Here is an 18,294-nt window from a genome sequence, read left to right as displayed (position 1 = left end):
CAGAGTGTGGGAACGATCATGTTCCACGCCAACAAAAAGCCCCGCATCTGCGGGGCTTTCTGGTTTTACGCGGCGTTCTTCGCCTTGATCTTCTTCAGCTCTTCGTCACGCAGCTCGCGGCGCAGGATCTTGCCGACGTTGGTGGTCGGCAGCGCATCGCGGAACTCCACCGAGCGCGGCACCTTGTAGCCGGTGACGTTGGCGCGCATGTGCTCCATCACCTGCTCCTTGGTCAAGGTCACGCCCGGTTTGGCGACGATGAAAATCTTGATCGCCTCGCCCGACTTCTCGTCCGGCACGCCGATGGCCGCACACTGCAGCACGCCCGGCAGGGTCGCCAGCACGTCTTCCAGCTCATTGGGATACACGTTGAAACCGGAGACCAGGATCATGTCTTTCTTGCGATCGACGATGCGCATGTAGCCGTCCGGCTGGATCAGCGCGATATCACCGGTTTTCAGCCAGCCTTCGCTGTCGAGCATTTCGTCGGTGGCTTCCTGGCGCTGCCAGTAGCCCTTCATCACCTGCGGGCCCTTGACGCACAGTTCGCCGATTTCACCCAGCGGCTGCTCGACGCCGGCATCGTCAATGACTTTGCACAAGGTCGACGGCACCGGAATGCCGATGGTGCCAACCTGGATGTTCTGAATCGGGTTGACCGTGGCCACCGGACTGGTTTCGGTCATGCCGTAACCTTCGCAGATGGCGCAGCCGGTCACCGCTTTCCAGCGCTCGGCCGCCGCCAGCTGCAGGGCCATGCCACCGGACAGGGTGACTTTCAGCGCCGAGAAATCCAGCTTGCGGAACCCTTCGTTGTTGCACAGGGCGACGAACAGGGTGTTGAGACCGACGAAGCCGCTGAACTTCCACTTCGACAGTTCCTTGACCATCGCCGGCAGGTCGCGCGGGTTGCTGATGAGGATGTTGTGGTTGCCGATCAGCATCATCGCCATGCAATGAAAGGTGAAGGCATAGATGTGGTACAGCGGCAGCGGCGTGATCAGAATCTCGCAACCTTCATTGAGGTTGGAGCCCATCAGCGCCTTGCATTGCAGCATGTTGGCGACGAGGTTGCGGTGCGTGAGCATCGCCCCCTTGGCCACGCCGGTGGTGCCGCCGGTGTATTGCAGCACCGCGACATCGCCGCTGTGCGGGTTGGCTTCGGCCACAGGCTGGCCCTGGCCCTTGCTCAGCACGTCGTTGAACTTGACGGCCTTGGGCAGGTGATAGGCCGGCACCATCTTCTTCACGTACTTGATGACGCTGTTGATCAGCAGGCGCTTGAGCGGCGGCAACAGGTCGGCGACCTCGGTGACGATGACATGCTTGACGCCGGTTTTCGGCACCACCGCTTCAGCCAGGTGCGCCATGTTCGCCAGGCAGACCAGGGCCTTGGCACCGGAGTCGTTGAATTGGTGTTCCATTTCCCGCGCGGTGTACAGCGGGTTGGTGTTGACCACGATCAGCCCGGCGCGAATGGCACCGAAGACGGCGACCGGGTACTGCAACACGTTGGGCAGTTGCACGGCGATTCGATCACCGGGCTGCAAATCGGTATGCTGTTGCAGATAAGCGGCAAAGGCACCGGACAGTTCGTACAGTTCACCGTAGGTGATGGTCTTGCCCAGGTTGCTGAACGCCGGTTTGTCGGCGAAGCGTTGGCAGGATTGCTTCAACACTGCCTGAATATTCGGGTACTCGTCTGGATTGATGTCGGCAGCAATACCAGCGGGGTACTTATCCTTCCAAAAGTCTTCGATCATGGAAGCCCACTCCTCAGCAACGCGAATTCAGCACCGCATTTGATGCGATTATTATTGGTGTTTGTTTATTGGTGAGTCTGGCTTTTTACAAGGCCGAGAAGTCACAAAGCGCGCCGAGAGTAGCAGCTTTGCCAAGGGTCGACTAGAGCCAAAAGCGGCCCCTACAGTCACTTCCATGACTCAAGAACTGCTGGCAGTCATTTTAGAGCAAAAATCCTATAATCCTCGAAAGTCCCGATTTTCCGGGCCTTCAACGCAAAAGATCGCCGCCTTCGCCAGCGCTTGCAGGCTAATAAGCTCTGCAGGCGATGGCGAAGGCGGCGATCTTTTCGCTTTTGCCTGTTCAGGCGATATCGCGCAATTCCCGCCGCAGAATCTTGCCGACAGGCGTCATCGGCAATGACTCACGCAGAACGATGTGCTTCGGCACTTTGTAGGCGGTGAAATTCTCTTTGCAGTAGGCCTTGAGCTCTTCCAGGCTGACCCCGGTCTCGCGCGCCACCACAAACAGTTTCACCGCCTCGCCGGAACGCTCGTCCGGCACGCCGATCACCGCGCAGTTGGCGACTTTCGGGTGAGCCATCACCACGTCTTCGATCTCGTTGGGGTACACGTTGAACCCGGAGACGATGATCATGTCTTTCTTGCGGTCGACGATGCGCACGAAGCCGTCCGGATCGATCACCGCGATGTCGCCGGACTTGAACCAGCCGTCGGCATCCAGCACCTCGGCGGTGGCCTCGGGTTTGTGCCAGTAACCCTTCATGATCTGCGGGCCCTTGATGCACAGCTCGCCGCGCTCGCCCGGCGGCTGCTCGACGCCGTCATCGTTGATGACTTTCAGTTGCGTGCCCGGCACCGGCAGGCCGACCGTGCCGATCCGCGACAGCTCGCCATAAGGGTTGGTGCAGGCCACCGGCGAGGTTTCGGTCAGGCCGTAGCCCTCGGTGATGCGGCAACCGGTGAGTTGCTCCCAGCGCTCGGCCGTCGCCTTGACCAGGGCGGTGCCACCGGAGTTGGTGAGCTTCAGGGTGGAGAAATCCAGGGTCTTGAAGTCCGGGTGGTCCATCAGCGCGACGAACAGCGTGTTGAGCCCCAGCAGCGCCGAGAAGCGCCAGTTTTTCAGTTCCTTGATGAAGCCGCCGATGTCCCGCGGGTTGGTAATCAGCACGTTGTGATTGCCGGACACCATCATGCACATGCAATTCGCGGTGAAGGCATAGATGTGGTACAGCGGCAGTGGCGCGATCATCACCTCCTGGCCCTCGCGCAACAACGGCTGGCCATCGCTGCCGAACTGGCCGAGACAGGCGCGCACCTGCTGCATGTTCGCCACCAGGTTGCCGTGGGTGAGCATCGCGCCCTTGGCCAGGCCGGTGGTGCCGCCGGTGTATTGCAGCACCGCGATATCGTCGAGGCCGGCTTTCAGCGGCTTGATGCCCAGGCCCCGGCCCAGGCGCAACGCGCTTTTGAAGGAGATCGCCTGGGGCAGCGAATAGGCCGGCACCATTTTCTTCACTTTGCTGACCAGGGTATTGACCAGCCAGCCCTTGGCGGTAGGCATCAGGTCGCCCATCTTCGCTTCGATCAGGTACTGCAGGTCGGTATCGGCCAGCACTTCCTGGACTTTCTGCCCGAACAGGTTCAGGTACACCAGCGCCCGGGCCCCGGAATCCTTGAACTGGTGGCGCATTTCCCGCGCGGTATACAACGGGTTGGTGTTGACCACGATCAGTCCGGCGCGCAGCGCGCCGAACACGGCAATCGGGTAATGCAGGACGTTGGGCATCTGCACCGCAATGCGATCCCCCGGCACCAGATCGGTGTGGGCTTGCAGATAACCGGCGAAAGCGGCGCTGTAACGCTCCAGCTCAGCGTAGGTCAGGGTCACGCCCATGTTGCTGAACGCCGGGCGGTCAGCGAATTTCTTGCAGGAACGCTCGAACACCTCGATCACCGACTTGAACTCGTTCACGTCGATGTCCAGGGGTACGCCCGCCGGGCGTTTGTCATTCCAGAAATCAGGTTGCATTGTTCTTGTCCTCTTTACCTGAGCCGATCCGGGGCCGCTTTTCGGTCATTTGTGTCTGATCCTTCAGAGGGCCGAATGCGAAAAGCGGAGCTTCACGGACACTAGCAGCTATGGTCAATCAGGCAAATATGGCCGGCATCGTCATTGATCGTGTGAATCTTCCTGCCGTGGCGTGGGCTGATCGGACACGCTATAAGATGCAACGTCCATGAGCCCATGCAGCAAAAGGAAGCGCCATGATCCACGACACCTTCTGGCTGGACGCGAGTGACCGCAGCCGCCTGTTCGTCAACCAGTGGTTGCCCGGCACGCCGATGAAAGCGGTGATTCTGCTGGCGCACGGCATGGCCGAGCACAGCGGCCGCTACGCGCGACTGGCACAGACCCTGTGCGAGCAAGGCTATGGCGTGTATGCCCCGGACTTGCGTGGGCATGGCCGCACCGCGGAAAACGGCACCCTCGGGCATTTCGCCGATGACGATGGCTGGTGCAAGGTGGTCGGTGATCTGGCCAGCCTCAACCAGCGCATCGGCCAGCGTCATCCGAACGTGCCGATCGTGCTGCTCGGGCACAGCATGGGCAGCTACCTGGCCCAGGCCTATCTGCTGCATCACAGCGCCAGCCTGCACGGCGCGATCCTCAGCGGTTCGAACTTCCAGCCGATCGCCCTGTATCGCGCGGCACGCCAGATCGCCCGCCTGGAAAAACTGCGCCAGGGCGGCAAGGGTCGCAGCGCCCTGATCGAATGGCTGTCGTTCGGCTCGTTCAACAACACATTCAAACCGGTGCGCACGCCATTCGACTGGCTTAGCCGCGATCCGGCGGAAGTCGACAAGTACGTCGCCGATCCGCTGTGCGGCTTTCGCTGCACCAATCAACTGTGGATCGACCTGCTCGGCGGCTTGCAGCAAATCAGCAAAGCGTCCAATCTCGCCCAGATCGATCCGGGCCTGCCGTTGCTGGTGATCGGCGGCGAATGTGATCCGGTGAGTGAGAGCAAGCGTCTGACTGATCTGGCCAACGCCTTGCGCGCCGGCGGCAGCCAGAACCTGCAACTGAAGATCTACCCGCAGGCGCGGCACGAATTGTTCAACGAGAGCAACCGCGACGAAGTGAGCGCCGATGTGCTGGCCTGGATCGACCAGGCCCTGAGCCACCGCCGGCCTCACCGCAGCGAATAACTTTTCATGGATCGATGTGATCCAGCACAGGAATCGAAACCGATGACCCAGGTTACCAACATCCCTTACGAAGCCCTCGAAGTGGGCCAGACCGCCAGCTACAGCAAGACCGTCGAAGAGCGCGACATCCAACTGTTCGCGGCAATGTCCGGCGACCACAACCCGGTGCACCTGGACGCCGAGTTCGCCGCCGCCAGCATGTTCAAGGAGCGCATCGCCCACGGCATGTTCAGTGGCGCGCTGATCAGCGCGGCGGTTGCCTGCGAGTTGCCTGGACCGGGCACCATCTACATCGGTCAGCAGATGAGCTTCCAGAAACCGGTGAAGATCGGCGACACCCTGACAGTGCGCCTGGAAATCCTCGAGAAACTGCCGAAATTCCGCGTGCGCATTGCCACCCGCGTGTTCAACCAGCGTGATGAGCTGGTGGTGGACGGCGAGGCGGAAATCCTCGCGCCACGCAAGCAGCAGACCGTCACCCTGCCGACTTTGCCGGCGATCAGCATCGGCTGATTGAAACGCTCGCCGCCTTCGGCAGTTCCCGCCGGGAAACATATTCCAAGGCAGGCGCTGGCCAAGGCTGCGGGCTTTTGGCTTTTCCTTCGCCCATAAAAAAACGCCAGACTCGCTGGCGTTTTTTGTAACCGGCGAACGCTTACGAACGCGCGCGCGCCTGGTTACGCAGGGCTTTGACCTGGTCGTGGTTGCGTTGTACGCCGTGGTACTGACGCTCAACCAGGTCACGAATGCCGACCAGATTGTGCTTGTTGATTTTCTCGAGGGCTTCGCGATACGCCTTCAGGGCGTGGTCTTCACCGCGCTCGGCTTCGTTGAGCACAGCTTCTTCGTCCTTGCCGGTGAACATGGCTTTGACGTCGACCCAGCGACGGTGCAGGTCACCGCTGACGCTGGTCGAGGTTTCCGGATCACCACCCAGCTTACGCACTTCAGCCTGCAGTTCAGCGGCGGCAGTTGCGCAATCGGCAGAACGGGTCACGAACAGAGTCTTGAGTTCCGGATGCTTGATGTCTTCAGCGCAAGTCTTGAACCCTTCCTGGCCGTCCTTGCAGGTTTCGATCAGGTCGTTGAGTACAGAGATGGCTTCTTTATTAACGTCGGTCATTTTTCAATTCCTTGCGGTCGGTTGAAGATGCAAGGGTTATTGCAGTGTGCGTGCCAGCTTTCAAAAGAAAATTAAATTCTTATTTTTCAATAACTTAAATATCTTTGAACTATCTGTATCACGGTTATTTGCATGATCTGTCATTTGGCCTGCATGCAGAATGCCTGTATTTTCCAGAATGATTTCACACCAGACGAACCCGCAATGAATCCCGAAAAGCTCGAACTGCTGATCACCCGCGAGATGCCCTTCGGCAAATACAAAGGGCGGATCATCGCCGACCTCCCTGGGCCCTACCTGAACTGGTTCGCCCGCGAAGGTTTTCCCCACGGTGAACTCGGTGGCCTGCTGGCACTGATGCACGAAATCGATCACAACGGCCTGTCGGATCTGCTGGAACCGCTGCGCGCCAAACACGGCAAACCCGCCCCACGCCACTGACGGCCACCCTGATTCGAGTCGACCATGCCCGACAACACCCGCCGCGCCCGTGACGAAGCCTTCTGGCAAACCTTCGCCGACCGTTACGACCTGCAACCTGGCCCCGTCAACCTGGAAAACGGCTATTTCGGGCGCATGTCGCGCACTGTGGTCGAGGAGTACCAGCGCAATATCGAGCTGATCAACAACAGCAACTCGGTGTACGTGCGCCAGCGTTTCGAACAGGACGACTGCCCCGAGATCCGCGCGCAACTGGCCGAACTGATCGGCGTGCGCGCGCAAAGTGTCGCCTTCACCCACAACGCCACCGCCGGCCTGCAAGCACTGATCCGCAACTACAACCGCCTGCAGCCCGGCGACCAGGTGCTGATCAGTGACCTGGAATACGACACCGTCAAAGGCGCCATGCGCTGGCTGGCCCGGGCCCGCGGAGTCGAAGTGATCGAGATCGAACACCTCCACCCGGCGAGTTTCGACAGCCTGCTGGCGAGCTACCGCGAGGTGTTCGTACGCCATCCCCGGCTCAAGCTGATGGCCCTGACCCACGTCACCCATCGCAGCGGCCTGGTGATGCCGGTGCAGGCGATTGCCGCGCTGGCCAAGGAACATGACGTCGACATCATCCTCGACGGTGCGCATGCGCTGGGCCAGCTCGAATTCGACCTGGAGGCGCTGGGCATCACCTTCGCCGCCTACAACCTGCACAAATGGATCGGCTCGCCGCTGACCTTGGGCTTCCTCTACATCGCCCCGCAGCGCCTGGCCGACATCGACCCGGACATGGGCGAGATGCATTTCGCCCACAACGACATCCGCTCGCGCACGCCGTACAGCACGCCGAACATTCCGGCGCTGATGACCCTGCCACTGGTGTTCGAGGAACACCGCGCACTGGGTGGTGCGGCGGCCAAGGGCGCGCGGCTGAATTACCTGCGCAACCTGTGGGTCAGCGCAGTGCGCAATCTGCCGGGCATCGAGGTGCTGACCCCGGACGACCCGCGCCTGTATTGCGGCATTACCGCCATGCGCTTCAGCCGCCATGCCGACCAGCAGGCACTGGTCGAGCGCCTGCTCGGCGAATACAACCTGTTCACCGTGGTGCGCAGTGGCATGGCCAGCGGGCCTTGCATCCGCATCACGCCGGGGCTGACCACCACGGCGCAGGAGATGCAGCGGCTGGTCGATGCCTTGCACGCGCTGCGCTGAGCCGCCTACACGGTGTACTTGTCGAAATCCTCGGGGCGGATCTGCGACGACACCGCAAAGGTGTCGATGCCGATCGTCAGCTGGCCGAAAAAACCGTCCTCGGCAGATTCCCGGCCGACCGGCCACACGCTCAGGGTAGACGCCTCGCCGCCCATGGTCGCGTAGTAGCAGTCGGCAGCGTTGTCCAGCGGCGTCGCGGTGCGCCCGCGATAGGCCCTGGTATTGAGTACCGCGCGCGAAATGGCCTCGGGAAAGTACAGCTGGCCAACCCAGGCCACGTTGCGCTCTTCGAGGTACTCGTCGCCGGCGACGATCCGCACCGCGACATGAATGTGCAAGGCGCGCCCGGCATAGAACCCCGGATAAATGCTGGTGAAGCGCACCCGGCCCTGGTGGTCGCTGAACTGCGCGCCGCGCAGATAGGTGTCGTCGTCGGTACGCGGGATCGAGCCGATGGCGCCGGCATCCACCGGCTGGTCCGGATTGATCCGGCTCCAGCCGGAGTAGACGCCGCGCGCGTTGCAATGCCAGATATCCACCAGCGCCCCGCTGACCGGCTCACCGGTCATGGCATCGACGATGGTCAGGCGCAGCAGCAACGGCAGGCCCTCGGCGCCTTCGCTGATATTGCGCCGCAGCAGTTTCGGATTGCGGAAATACGGCCCGGCGAATTGCTCGGGGGCCAGTTGATAGACCGGCGCAGGGGCAGACGGGTAATCCATGTCGGGTTCTCTCTTCCATAAGAAAACCGCAGGTTAGCGCCGCCCGCAGCGACCGGTGCGGTAACTATGTATCGCCAGATAACCGCCGCGATTCCGTCCCGGCGCCGGTGCTGCCTACGCCCTGTTGCCCGTGCCGTCTATCAACGCGCGATGGTCGCCGCGGGGCACCCGCGCGCGCCTGTGCCGCGGCACTTTTTCCAGGCAAAAAAAAACGGTGCACCGACCAAGCGCACCGTAAAGCCGTAGAACACACAACGAAGTGTCAGGTAACAATCATTTGCCCAGGATCAGTCGAGCAGCGCCAACGCCTCGGCGGTGCATTCCTGGATACGCGCCCAGTCGCCGTTCTTGATCCACTCCGGATCGAGCATCCAGCTACCGCCGACGCACATGACGTTTTTCAGCGCCATGTAGCTCTTGATGTTGGCCGGGCCGACGCCGCCGGTCGGGCAGAATTTCACTTCACCGAACGGGCCGCCAAGGGCCTTGATCGCCGCCACACCGCCGCTGACTTCCGCCGGGAACAGCTTGAAGCGGCGATAGCCCAGGCCATAGCCTTCCATGATCCCGGAAGCATTGCTGATCCCCGGCAACAGTGGGATCGGGCTGTCGACGCTGGCTTCGAGCAGGTCACGGGTGATGCCTGGGGTGACGATGAACTGCGAGCCGGCCGCTTCGGCAGCGGCAAGCATGTTGCGGTCGAGCACGGTGCCGGCACCGGTCACCAGTTCCGGGCGCTGTTCGCGCAGGATCTGGATCGCCTTGAGGCCGAACTGCGAGCGCAGGGTCACTTCCAGCGCGGTCAGGCCACCGGCGGCCAGGGCGTCGGCCAATGGCAGCACGTCCTGTTCGCGGGCGATGGTGATCACCGGCAGGATCCGCGCCTTGGCGCAGAGGCTGTCGATCAGGGCAACTTTGTCCGCCATGGAAACGGTCGGGGATGGGGTTGTCATAGCGGCTGTTCCTTGGCTCATGGGCACCAGTAAATCTCTAACGTGGGTTGCAGAAACGCGCGCACCGGCATGCGGGCGACGTCGTCGACGGCCAATGCGGCGTTCAGGGTGGTCAGTTTCGACTGACCGGAAATCGACAGAATCTTGTGCCGCGCCGAAGCCAGCAGGGCACGGCTCATGGTCAGCCGCTGCCGTGGCACACTCGGTGCCAGCATCGGCCAGCAACGGCGCGTACCGTCGGCCTGCAGCGCTTGACTCAGGTTCGGGCTGTCGGGGAACAGCGATGCGGTGTGACCGTCATCGCCCATGCCCAGCACCAGCACGTCGATCGGTGGCAGTTCGGCAAGCAACCGGTCGGCGTGTTCGGCCGCCTGCTCGACGTTCGCCGCGGCGCTGTACAGGCTGAGGAACTGCGCCTTCGCCGCCGGGCCTTTGAGCAGGTACTGCTTGAGCAGACCGGCATTGCTGTCCGCGTGCTCGACCGGCACCCAGCGCTCATCGGCCAGGGTCACGACGACCTTCGACCAGTCCAGTTCCTGCTTGGCCAGGTGCTGGAAAAACGCCACCGGGCTGCGCCCGCCGGACACCACCAGCACCGCGTTGCCGCGTGCGGCGATGGCTTCGCTCAGTTGCTTGGCCACGTTCAGCGCCAGGCCTTCGGCAAGCAACACCGGGCTCTTGAATTCGTGGGCATTCACGCCCGCGGGCAGTTGCACATCAGATATCGCCATACCACGACCTCCCGTCCCGCGTGATCAAGGCAATGGAGCTCATCGGCCCCCACGACCCGGCCGCATACGGCTTGGGCGCGTCACCGGACTTCTTCCACCCGGCGATTAGCTGGTCACACCATTTCCACGCGGCTTCGATTTCATCTTTACGGACAAACAGGTTCTGATTGCCGTTCATCACTTCCAGCAACAGACGCTCGTACGCATCGGGGATGCGTGCGCTGCGCCAGGTGTCGGAAAAATTCAGTTGCAACGGACCGCTGCGCAGTTGCATGCCCTTGTCCAGGCCCTGCTCCTTGGTCATCACGCGCAAGGAAATGCCTTCGTCCGGTTGCAGGCGGATGATCAGTTTGTTGCTGATCTGCAGGCGTTGTTCCGGCGCAAAGATGTAGTGCGACGGCTCCTTGAAGTGAATGACGATCTGCGACAGCTTCTGCGGCATGCGCTTGCCGGTGCGCAGGTAGAACGGCACGCCGGCCCAGCGCCAGTTGCGGATGTCGGCACGCAGGGCAACGAAGGTTTCGGTGTCGCTCTGGGTGTTGGAATTCGGTTCTTCGAGGTAGCCCGGTACGGACTTGCCTTCGCTGTGCCCGGCGATGTACTGCCCACGCACCACTTGCGTGGTCAGGCCTTCCGGGCTGATCGGCGCCAGGGCCTTGAGCACTTTTACCTTTTCGTCACGGATGCTGTCGGCGGACAGGTCGGCCGGCGGGTCCATGGCAATCAGGCAGAGCAACTGCAGCAAATGGTTCTGGATCATGTCGCGCAGTTGGCCGGCCTTGTCAAAATAGCCCCAGCGGCCTTCGATGCCGACCTTCTCGGCCACGGTGATTTCCACGTGGGAGATGTAGTTCTGGTTCCACTGGGTTTCGAACAGGCTGTTGGCGAAACGCAGGGCGATCAGGTTCTGCACCGTCTCTTTGCCCAGGTAGTGGTCGATGCGGTAGGTGCGGTTCTCCGGGAAGAACTGCGCCACGGCGTCGTTGACCTTGCGCGAGGATTCCAGATCGGAGCCGATCGGTTTCTCGAGAACGACACGGGTGTTTTCCGCCAGGCCGACGTTCGCCAGGTTCTCGCAGATGGCCCCGTACACCGCCGCCGGAGTGGCGAAGTAGGCAATCATGCGTTGGCTGGTGCCGGCGACTTCGGCCAGCGCCACGTAATCTTCGGCCTTGAGGAAGTCGACGTGCAGGTAGCTCAGGCGCGCCAGGAAGCGCTCGGCCACGGCCTCATCCAGCTCCTTGCCCACGTAGCGGCGCAGCTCGGCGGCAATGAATGCCAGGTGCTGCTGCTCGGTGCCGGCTTCACGGGCCAGCGCGATGACACGCGTGTCCTCATGCAGCAGGCCGGCGCCATCGAGGTGATAAAGGGCAGGAAACAGCTTGCGCAGGGCCAGATCGCCCAACGCGCCGAACAAGGCAAAGGTGCACGGTTCAACCGTAATCGAAGGCATGATGTTTGTTCTTTTATCAAGTTAAGCTACAAATACCTTTTTTCAAGGCATCACTCAAGGGAAAATGTAGTAATAACCACAACATTTTCGCAAAATAAAGATTCCGAGTGGTGGTCGGTCGGAGCCATCAGTAGGATAGGCCACCGTCACGGGCCACATCAAAGGCCCAATTTGCATAGCCGCGCGCTTATCGGCGCCGGTGAATCTAGGAAATCCATATGGACCGCGTGCGAAATTTACTGGAACAGATCCAGAGTCGCCTTGAAGAGCTGAACAAGGCCGAACGCAAAGTCGCCGAAGTGATCCTGCTCAACCCGCAGCAGGCCACCCGCTTCAGCATCGCCGCCCTCGCCCAGGCGGCAAAGGTCAGTGAACCGACGGTCAACCGTTTCTGCCGTTCGTTCGGCGTCAGCGGCTATCCCGAACTCAAGCTGCAACTGGCGCAGAGCCTGGCCAGCGGCGCGGCGTACGTCAGTCGTGCGGTGGAAGCCGACGACAATCCCGAGGCGTACACGCAGAAGATTTTCGGCAGCGCCATCGCCTCGCTGGACAGCGCCTGCCAGGCGCTCGACCCGAACCTGATCAGCCGCGCTGTCGACCTGTTGATCCAGGCCCGGCAGATCCACTTCTTCGGCCTCGGCGCCTCGGCCCCGGTGGCGCTGGATGCGCAGCACAAGTTCTTCCGCTTCAACCTCGCCGTGACTGCGCACGCCGATGTGCTGATGCAGCGGATGATTGCTTCGGTGGCGCACACCGGCGAACTGTTCGTGATCATTTCCTACACCGGGCGTACCCGCGAACTGGTGGAAGTGGCGCGCATCGCCCGCGAAAACGGCGCTTCGGTGCTCGGCCTGACCGCCGAAAACTCGCCACTGGCCAAGGCCAGCACGCTGAGCCTGAATATTCCGTTGCCGGAAGACACCGACATCTACATGCCGATGACCTCGCGGATCATTCAACTGACGGTGCTGGACGTGCTGGCGACCGGCATGACCCTGCGCCGTGGCGTCGACTTCCAGCCGCATCTGCGCAAGATCAAAGAGAGCCTGAATGCCAGCCGGTATCCGGTTGGAGATGAGTTCAACTAAGGCCTGATAGATTTTTATTGGATGAGCCGGCCTCATCGCTGGCAAGCCAGCTCCCACAGTGTCCGCGCCGAACATTTAACTCGCGAACACCCATAAAACCTGTGGGAGCTGGCTTGCCAGCGATAGGGCCAGCAGCCACAACACACAACTAAGCCCCCGCCCACGCCTGCAGACTCAAATGCGCCTTCTCCCCCGGCGCCAGATGCAGGCTGCCGGTGCCGCCCGCCGCCGCTTCGACACAGACAAATTCGTTCACTTCATCCCAACTCACCCCGAGCAACGGCCGCGACCCCGGATGCCAGACCACCGTGTCGGCACTCTCGCCGGTGTCGATGCTCAGCTCGCGCTGCCAGGCGTGATCCTTGATCTGCAATTCGCCGTCGTGCTGGAACACGCGCTGGCAGCCGCCATCGACCCGCAACTCGCCTTCCTGCTGGCAGGCTTCCCGGTTCAACTGGTCGTAACCCTGCGCGCCTTCGAGCCCAGACAGCGCTGTCTCACTGATGTCGCCAATACGCCAGTAAGCGTGCAAAGCCTGGCTCAACTGGCACGGCATGTCGTCCTGGTGTTCGGTGCTCAGGCGCAACTCCATGCGTTCGCCCAGGTGGGCGTGCAGGTCCGCTTGCCAGTCACACAGCTGCAATTGCCAGTGCAGGCGCACGCCATCGTCGGCCGTGCTGCTGTCGAGCAGTTTCCAGTCGAGCAGACGCGCCCAGCCATGGGAGGGCCAGGCGTTTTCGCTCGGATGCCGGCCGTACCACGGCCAACACACCGGCACGCCACCACGGATCGCTCCGACGTGGGGCCACTTCGCCGCACACCACAACCACGGCTTCTGCCCACGCGGCTGGAAATGCAGCAATTGCGCGCCCTGCCGACTGAACACCGCCTGGCACAGCGGATGATCGATCACCAGCACATCGCGCATCTGATAGCGCTCCCAGGCGAACACCGGTCGCTCGCGCAGGGATTTGAAAAAGCGTTGCAGCGGATGCTCATGCATGGGCCACGGTTCCGAATTCAGCTGTCACGGGGTTGCCGCCCCTCAAAAAAAAGCGGACAGCCTAGGAGCGTTCTCGATTGTTTTTCCCACCGCGGCGGGTAAAACAACTGAGAACGCCCCCTCGCTGTCCGCAAATATGCGCACATAGAGAGGAGCTTATCGCAGACGCGTTAGAACGTAGACTGAATTTTCAGGCCAGCGACCAAAGCGTTGTCCACTTGATCCACGCCACCCGGGTGGGTGATGTATTGCAGGTTGGGACGTACGGTCAACCAGTTGGTGACGTGGAAGCCGTAGTTGATCTCGTAGTTGTATTCGGTTTCACGCACCGGCGAGAACACCGGATTGTCGTAGTCCGAAACCCCGTTGGAAGCGTTCAGCAGTTCGGCGTTTTTCTTCACGTCGTCGTTGACGTGAATACGCGCCGCACCGATGCCGACGTCATCTTTAGGACGCGCGTCGAACGGGCCCTTGTAGACAAACATCACCGACTGGTAGTTGTCGATGAAGTTGGTGTCCTTGTCGTGGAACGTGGCGTTGGCCGCAATGTTCAGACCGCGCGAGGCATCGCCGTTGTGGCTGGTGAGTTGCTGTTGCGCGACGAACCAGTAACCGTGTTTGCTGCTGTGGGTCTTGTACGCGTCGCCAGTGGTCGCCGCGTCGAAACCGTTGACGTCTTCACGTACGTCGTCGGCATCAGCCGTGCTCTTGTAGTAACCGACGCGGTATTCGCCCGGCAGGCTGTTGACCTTCGGCGACCAGACCAGCTCGACTGGCAAAACAGTACCTTTGGTGCCGCTGCCGCTGAGCTTGAAGCCGTTGCCGTGTTCCAGCTGCGACGGGTTCTGGTTGTACGCACCGATCTGCGCGTAGAGCTCGTCGTTGATGTTGTACTTCACACGGATCGCGGCCTGGCTGACCGGCCAGTTGTACCAGATGTTGGTCGCCCAGTTACCCACTTGCGAGCCACAGAACGCCAGGTTCTGGAAATCGCACGGGAAGGTGTTGAAGTCTTCGCCTTCACCGAAGTAACCGGCCTTGACGTCGAGCTTGTTGTCGAAGAACTGGTGCTGAATCCACAACTGGGTCAGACGCACCATGTGGCCACGACCGTAGACTTCCTGCGAGGAACTCAGGGTGCCGGCACGCGGATCGCCGACGCGATCGTTGGAAATGTTGTAGCCGTTACGGTTGGTCAGCTGGATCTTGGCCTGGGTGTTGTCCCAGCCCCAGAGTTTCTGCAGGTCCAGGGCCACGCCCAGACCGAACTGGTCGGCGTAACGCGCAGTCTTGTCGTCGTTGTAGCCGCCGTGCAGGTTGCCACCTGCTTCCCCAACGTAGTCGGCCTTGATGTCGATGCCTTGCTCGATCAGCTTGGTCCGCTCGCCACCCCAGTCGCCCGTCATCCATTTGGAATCGGAGCTGAAGGCATCCGCCGCCATCGCATTGCCGGCCAGCACCAATGCCGCCGCAGCTGACACTTGGCAGATCAACCGGGCATTGACGTGTTTCTTTTTCATCCCTACATCCTCGTCTTTATTGTTATTAACTGTTTTTTTCCAACGCGGTTTACATAAAGTGCGATGGATTACAGGCAATCCACCGCGTGCTCCCCTGTGGAATCCAGCTCCCACATGACTGCATTCCAACCTTGATTGGCTTACCGGCCTTTGAATTGCGCGACGTTGGCAGACCGCGCTTCGGCTTGCACCTGGCCCGCAACGCCCAGGCGCTCGCCGGTCTTGGCATCGAACAACAACACTTTCGACGGATCGAACTGCAAGGTCAGGGTCTCGCCTACCTGCGGCGCCACGTCCGGCGCCAGACGGCAGCAGACCTTGGTGTCGTTGAGGTTGACGAACACCAGGGTGTCCGGACCGGTCGGCTCGGTGACCTGCACTTCGGCCTTGATGCTCGGCAGGCCATTGCCCTCGCCGCTGCCCAGGGCAATCTGTTCCGGGCGCAGGCCGAGGATCACTTCGCGATCTTCGAGACCGGCGTCCTGCATGCCCATCGGCAATTCGCAACGCGCCTGGCCGCTGTCGAGCAGCGCCAGCAGGCGGCCGTCCTTGCGTTGCAGGCGCAGCGGGATGAAGTTCATCGGTGGCGAGCCGATGAAGCTCGCCACGAACAGGTTGGCCGGGTCGTTGTAGATTTCTTTCGGCGTTCCGAACTGCTGGATGATGCCGTCCTTCATCACCGCCACTTTGTCGCCCAGGGTCATCGCTTCGATCTGGTCGTGGGTCACGTAGACCGTGGTGGTTTTCAGACGCTGGTGCATCAGTTTCATTTCCGTGCGCATCTCCACGCGCAGCTTGGCGTCGAGGTTGGACAGCGGTTCGTCGAACAGATAGATCTTCGGCCGCCGCGCCAGGGCACGGCCCATCGCCACGCGCTGTTGCTGACCACCGGAGAGCTGGCCCGGCTTGCGATTGAGCAGGTGCTCGATCTGCAGCAGTTTGGCGACGCGGGCGACTTCCTCGTCGATGGCAGCCTGGCTCATCTTGCGGATCTTCAGGCCGAACTCGATGTTCTCGCGCACGCTCATGGTCGGGTACAGCGCGTAGGACTGGAACACCATGGCGATGTCGCGATCCTTCGGGCTCATGCCGCTGACGTCCTGGTCGCCGATCATGATCGCGCCACCGGTGATGGTCTCGAGGCCGGCGATGCAGTTCATCAGGGTCGACTTGCCGCAGCCCGACGGGCCGACGAGGATCAGGAACTCACCGTCCTTGATCGACAGTTCGATGTTCTTCAGGGTGTCCGGCAGGCCGGCACCGTAGGTCTTGTTGACGTTGCGAAGTTCGAGCGTAGCCATGATTACCCCTTGACTGCGCCGGCTGTCAGCCCGCGCACGAAATACTTGCCTGCGACCACATAGACCAGCAGGGTCGGCAGCCCGGCGATCATCGCCGCTGCCATGTCCACGTTGTATTCCTTGGCCCCGGTACTGGTGTTGACCAGGTTGTTCAGCGCCACGGTGATGGGTTGCGAATCACCGCTGGAGAACACCACGCCGAACAGGAAGTCGTTCCAGATCTGGGTGAACTGCCAGATCAGGCAGACCATGATGATCGGCGTCGACATCGGCAGAATGATGCGGCGGAAAATCGTGAAGAACCCCGCACCGTCCAGGCGCGCGGCCTTCACCAGCGCATCGGGAATGCTCACGTAGTAGTTGCGGAAGAACAGCGTGGTGAACGCCAGGCCGTAGACCACGTGGACAAACACCAGGCCGGTGGTGGTGCTGGCCAGGCCCATCTTGCCGAGAGTGAACGAGGCCGGCAGCAGCACGGTCTGGAACGGCAGGAAGCAGCCGAACAGCAGCAGGCCGAAGAACAGCTGCGAACCGCGGAAGCGCCACATCGACAGCACGTAACCGTTGAGCGCACCGATGGCGGTGGAGATCAGCACCGCTGGCACGGTGATCTTGATCGAGTTCCAGAAATAACCGTCGACAGTGGCCCAGGCCTTGACCCAGCCGATGCCGCTGACCACGGTCGGCCAGCTCAGCAGGTTGCCGGTGCTGATGTCTTCCGGGGTCTTGAAGCTGGTCAGCAACATCACCACCAGCGGCACCAGGTACAGCAGGACCGCGAGGATCAGCACCGCGTAGATCGCGATGCGACTCAGGCTGATGGCGGGTTTGGCAGCGAGACTAGTCATGACGCTTGGTCCTCAGCTCGGAGTACAGGTAAGGCACGATGATCGCGAGAATCGCACCGAGCATCAGAATCGCACTGGCCGAGCCCATGCCCATCTGGCCGCGACTGAAGGTGAAGGAATACATGAACATCGCGGGCAGGTCGGAGGAGTAACCCGGACCGCCGGCGGTCATGGCGGCGACCAGGTCGAAGCTCTTGATCGCGATGTGGGCGAGGATCATCACCGCACTGAAGAACACCGGACGCAGGCTCGGCAGCACCACTTTCCAGTAGATGGTCGGCATGCTTGCGCCGTCGATCTGCGCGGCGCGGATGATCGACTGATCGACACCCCGCAGGCCGGCGAGGAACATCGCCATGATGAAGCCCGAGGCTTGCCACACGGCCGCGATCACCAGGCAGTAGACGACGCGGTCCGGGTCGATCAGCCAGTCCAGGCGGAAGCCTTCCCAGCCCCAGTCACGCAGCAATTTGTCCAGGCCCATGCCCGGGTTGAGCAGCCATTTCCACGCGGTACCGGTGACGATCATCGAGAGCGCCATCGGGTACAGGTAAATGGTGCGAATGAAACCTTCGCGACGGATGCGCTGGTCGAGGAACACCGCCAGCAGTACGCCGATCACCAGGGTAATGCCGATGAACATGCCGCCGAACAGCGCCAGGTTCTTGCTCGCCACCCACCAGCGGTCGTTGTCGAACAGCCGCGCGTATTGCGCCAGGCCGGCCCACTTGTAGGTCGGCAGGAACGTCGAGGTGGTGAACGACAGGACGAACGTCCACAGGATATAGCCATAGAAGCCCACCAGGACGATGAACATGCTCGGAGCCAGTACCAGTTTCGGTAGCCAGCGTTGCAGTGCATCGAACGGCGAGGCCTTGCTGAACACAGCAACAGAACTCATGGGGAAATCCATAAAAGAAGAGAAGAGC

17 protein-coding genes are annotated in these 18,294 nt (G+C 61.4%); 5 read left to right on the top strand and 12 right to left on the bottom strand.

From position 1 onward, the window contains the following. Nucleotides 1-65: 65 nt before the first annotated feature. Both fadD1 and fadD2 read right to left on the bottom strand, forming a co-directional pair. Nucleotides 66-1,763: a long-chain-fatty-acid--CoA ligase FadD1 gene (gene fadD1, locus QRN70_RS26800; RefSeq protein WP_285420866.1), complete on the bottom strand. Its 1,698-nt coding sequence runs from the start codon at nucleotides 1,761-1,763 to the stop codon at nucleotides 66-68. Between the two features lie 343 nt (nucleotides 1,764-2,106). Then, nucleotides 2,107-3,795, bottom strand: coding sequence for a long-chain-fatty-acid--CoA ligase FadD2 (fadD2, locus tag QRN70_RS26795; protein ID WP_285420865.1), 1,689 nt, complete (start codon nucleotides 3,793-3,795; stop codon nucleotides 2,107-2,109). A gap of 236 nt (nucleotides 3,796-4,031) precedes the next feature. On the opposite strand from fadD2, the gene QRN70_RS26790 reads away from it, so the two are divergent. Together QRN70_RS26790 and QRN70_RS26785 are read left to right on the top strand one after the other, a co-directional pair. Next, nucleotides 4,032-4,976: an alpha/beta hydrolase gene (locus QRN70_RS26790; RefSeq protein ID WP_285420864.1), complete on the top strand. Its 945-nt coding sequence runs from the start codon at nucleotides 4,032-4,034 to the stop codon at nucleotides 4,974-4,976. A 42-nt stretch (nucleotides 4,977-5,018) separates the two neighbouring features. Then, the gene (locus QRN70_RS26785; RefSeq protein ID WP_003227420.1) at nucleotides 5,019-5,489 is read left to right on the top strand and encodes a MaoC family dehydratase; all 471 of its coding nucleotides are present in this window, start codon (nucleotides 5,019-5,021) and stop codon (nucleotides 5,487-5,489) included. Between the two features lie 142 nt (nucleotides 5,490-5,631). Here QRN70_RS26785 and QRN70_RS26780 read toward each other — a convergent pair whose 3' ends face one another. Then, on the bottom strand, nucleotides 5,632-6,099 hold the full coding sequence (locus tag QRN70_RS26780; RefSeq protein WP_285420863.1) for a ferritin-like domain-containing protein: 468 nt from the start codon (nucleotides 6,097-6,099) through the stop codon (nucleotides 5,632-5,634). A 204-nt stretch (nucleotides 6,100-6,303) separates the two neighbouring features. Between QRN70_RS26780 and QRN70_RS26775 the strand changes: the two genes are divergently transcribed. Together QRN70_RS26775 and QRN70_RS26770 are read left to right on the top strand one after the other, a co-directional pair. Continuing rightward, on the top strand, nucleotides 6,304-6,540 hold the full coding sequence (locus QRN70_RS26775) for a DUF3820 family protein (RefSeq protein WP_025112833.1): 237 nt from the start codon (nucleotides 6,304-6,306) through the stop codon (nucleotides 6,538-6,540). Between the two features lie 24 nt (nucleotides 6,541-6,564). Then, nucleotides 6,565-7,746, top strand: a complete 1,182-nt coding sequence (locus tag QRN70_RS26770; RefSeq protein ID WP_285420862.1) for an aminotransferase class V-fold PLP-dependent enzyme — start codon at nucleotides 6,565-6,567, stop codon at nucleotides 7,744-7,746. Nucleotides 7,747-7,751: 5 nt separating this feature from the next. Here QRN70_RS26770 and QRN70_RS26765 read toward each other — a convergent pair whose 3' ends face one another. The 4 genes from QRN70_RS26765 to zwf all read right to left on the bottom strand — a co-directional run bounded on the left by QRN70_RS26765 (nucleotide 7,752) and on the right by zwf (nucleotide 11,605). Then, the gene (locus tag QRN70_RS26765) at nucleotides 7,752-8,468 is read right to left on the bottom strand and encodes an intradiol ring-cleavage dioxygenase (protein WP_285420861.1); all 717 of its coding nucleotides are present in this window, start codon (nucleotides 8,466-8,468) and stop codon (nucleotides 7,752-7,754) included. A 287-nt stretch (nucleotides 8,469-8,755) separates the two neighbouring features. Further along, a complete protein-coding gene (locus tag QRN70_RS26760) occupies nucleotides 8,756-9,421 on the bottom strand; it encodes a bifunctional 4-hydroxy-2-oxoglutarate aldolase/2-dehydro-3-deoxy-phosphogluconate aldolase (RefSeq protein ID WP_007969324.1) in 666 nt (221 codons plus the stop codon). A gap of 17 nt (nucleotides 9,422-9,438) precedes the next feature. Next, nucleotides 9,439-10,152: a 6-phosphogluconolactonase gene (pgl, locus tag QRN70_RS26755; protein WP_285420860.1), complete on the bottom strand. Its 714-nt coding sequence runs from the start codon at nucleotides 10,150-10,152 to the stop codon at nucleotides 9,439-9,441. Continuing rightward, the gene (gene zwf / locus QRN70_RS26750; RefSeq protein ID WP_285420859.1) at nucleotides 10,139-11,605 is read right to left on the bottom strand and encodes a glucose-6-phosphate dehydrogenase; all 1,467 of its coding nucleotides are present in this window, start codon (nucleotides 11,603-11,605) and stop codon (nucleotides 10,139-10,141) included. Before zwf ends, pgl begins: the two co-directional genes overlap by 14 nt. A 227-nt stretch (nucleotides 11,606-11,832) precedes the next feature. On the opposite strand from zwf, the gene QRN70_RS26745 reads away from it, so the two are divergent. After that, complete coding sequence (locus QRN70_RS26745; RefSeq protein ID WP_169432688.1) at nucleotides 11,833-12,693, top strand: MurR/RpiR family transcriptional regulator; 861 nt, start codon at nucleotides 11,833-11,835, stop codon at nucleotides 12,691-12,693. A 148-nt stretch (nucleotides 12,694-12,841) separates the two neighbouring features. On the opposite strand, the gene QRN70_RS26740 is transcribed toward QRN70_RS26745, so the two are convergent. The 5 genes from QRN70_RS26740 to QRN70_RS26720 all read right to left on the bottom strand — a co-directional run bounded on the left by QRN70_RS26740 (nucleotide 12,842) and on the right by QRN70_RS26720 (nucleotide 18,266). Then, nucleotides 12,842-13,696, bottom strand: coding sequence for a D-hexose-6-phosphate mutarotase (locus QRN70_RS26740; RefSeq protein WP_285420858.1), 855 nt, complete (start codon nucleotides 13,694-13,696; stop codon nucleotides 12,842-12,844). Between the two features lie 170 nt (nucleotides 13,697-13,866). Then, complete coding sequence (locus tag QRN70_RS26735; RefSeq protein WP_285420857.1) at nucleotides 13,867-15,216, bottom strand: carbohydrate porin; 1,350 nt, start codon at nucleotides 15,214-15,216, stop codon at nucleotides 13,867-13,869. A gap of 140 nt (nucleotides 15,217-15,356) precedes the next feature. Further along, nucleotides 15,357-16,517, bottom strand: a complete 1,161-nt coding sequence (locus QRN70_RS26730; RefSeq protein WP_285420856.1) for an ABC transporter ATP-binding protein — start codon at nucleotides 16,515-16,517, stop codon at nucleotides 15,357-15,359. 2 nt (nucleotides 16,518-16,519) lie between these two features. Beyond that, entirely contained in the window at nucleotides 16,520-17,365 is an 846-nt protein-coding gene (locus tag QRN70_RS26725) for a carbohydrate ABC transporter permease (protein WP_285420855.1), read from the bottom strand. Further along, nucleotides 17,358-18,266, bottom strand: coding sequence for a carbohydrate ABC transporter permease (locus tag QRN70_RS26720; protein WP_285420854.1), 909 nt, complete (start codon nucleotides 18,264-18,266; stop codon nucleotides 17,358-17,360). Before QRN70_RS26720 ends, QRN70_RS26725 begins: the two co-directional genes overlap by 8 nt. Between the last annotated feature and the right edge of the window lie 28 nt (nucleotides 18,267-18,294).

The sequence above is a fragment of the Pseudomonas sp. efr-133-TYG-5 genome (genome assembly GCF_030209175.1).
Classification (GTDB): domain Bacteria; phylum Pseudomonadota; class Gammaproteobacteria; order Pseudomonadales; family Pseudomonadaceae; genus Aquipseudomonas.
The sequence above is the reverse complement of the archived record's forward strand: the minus strand, read 5'-3'. Positions and strand labels throughout refer to the sequence as shown.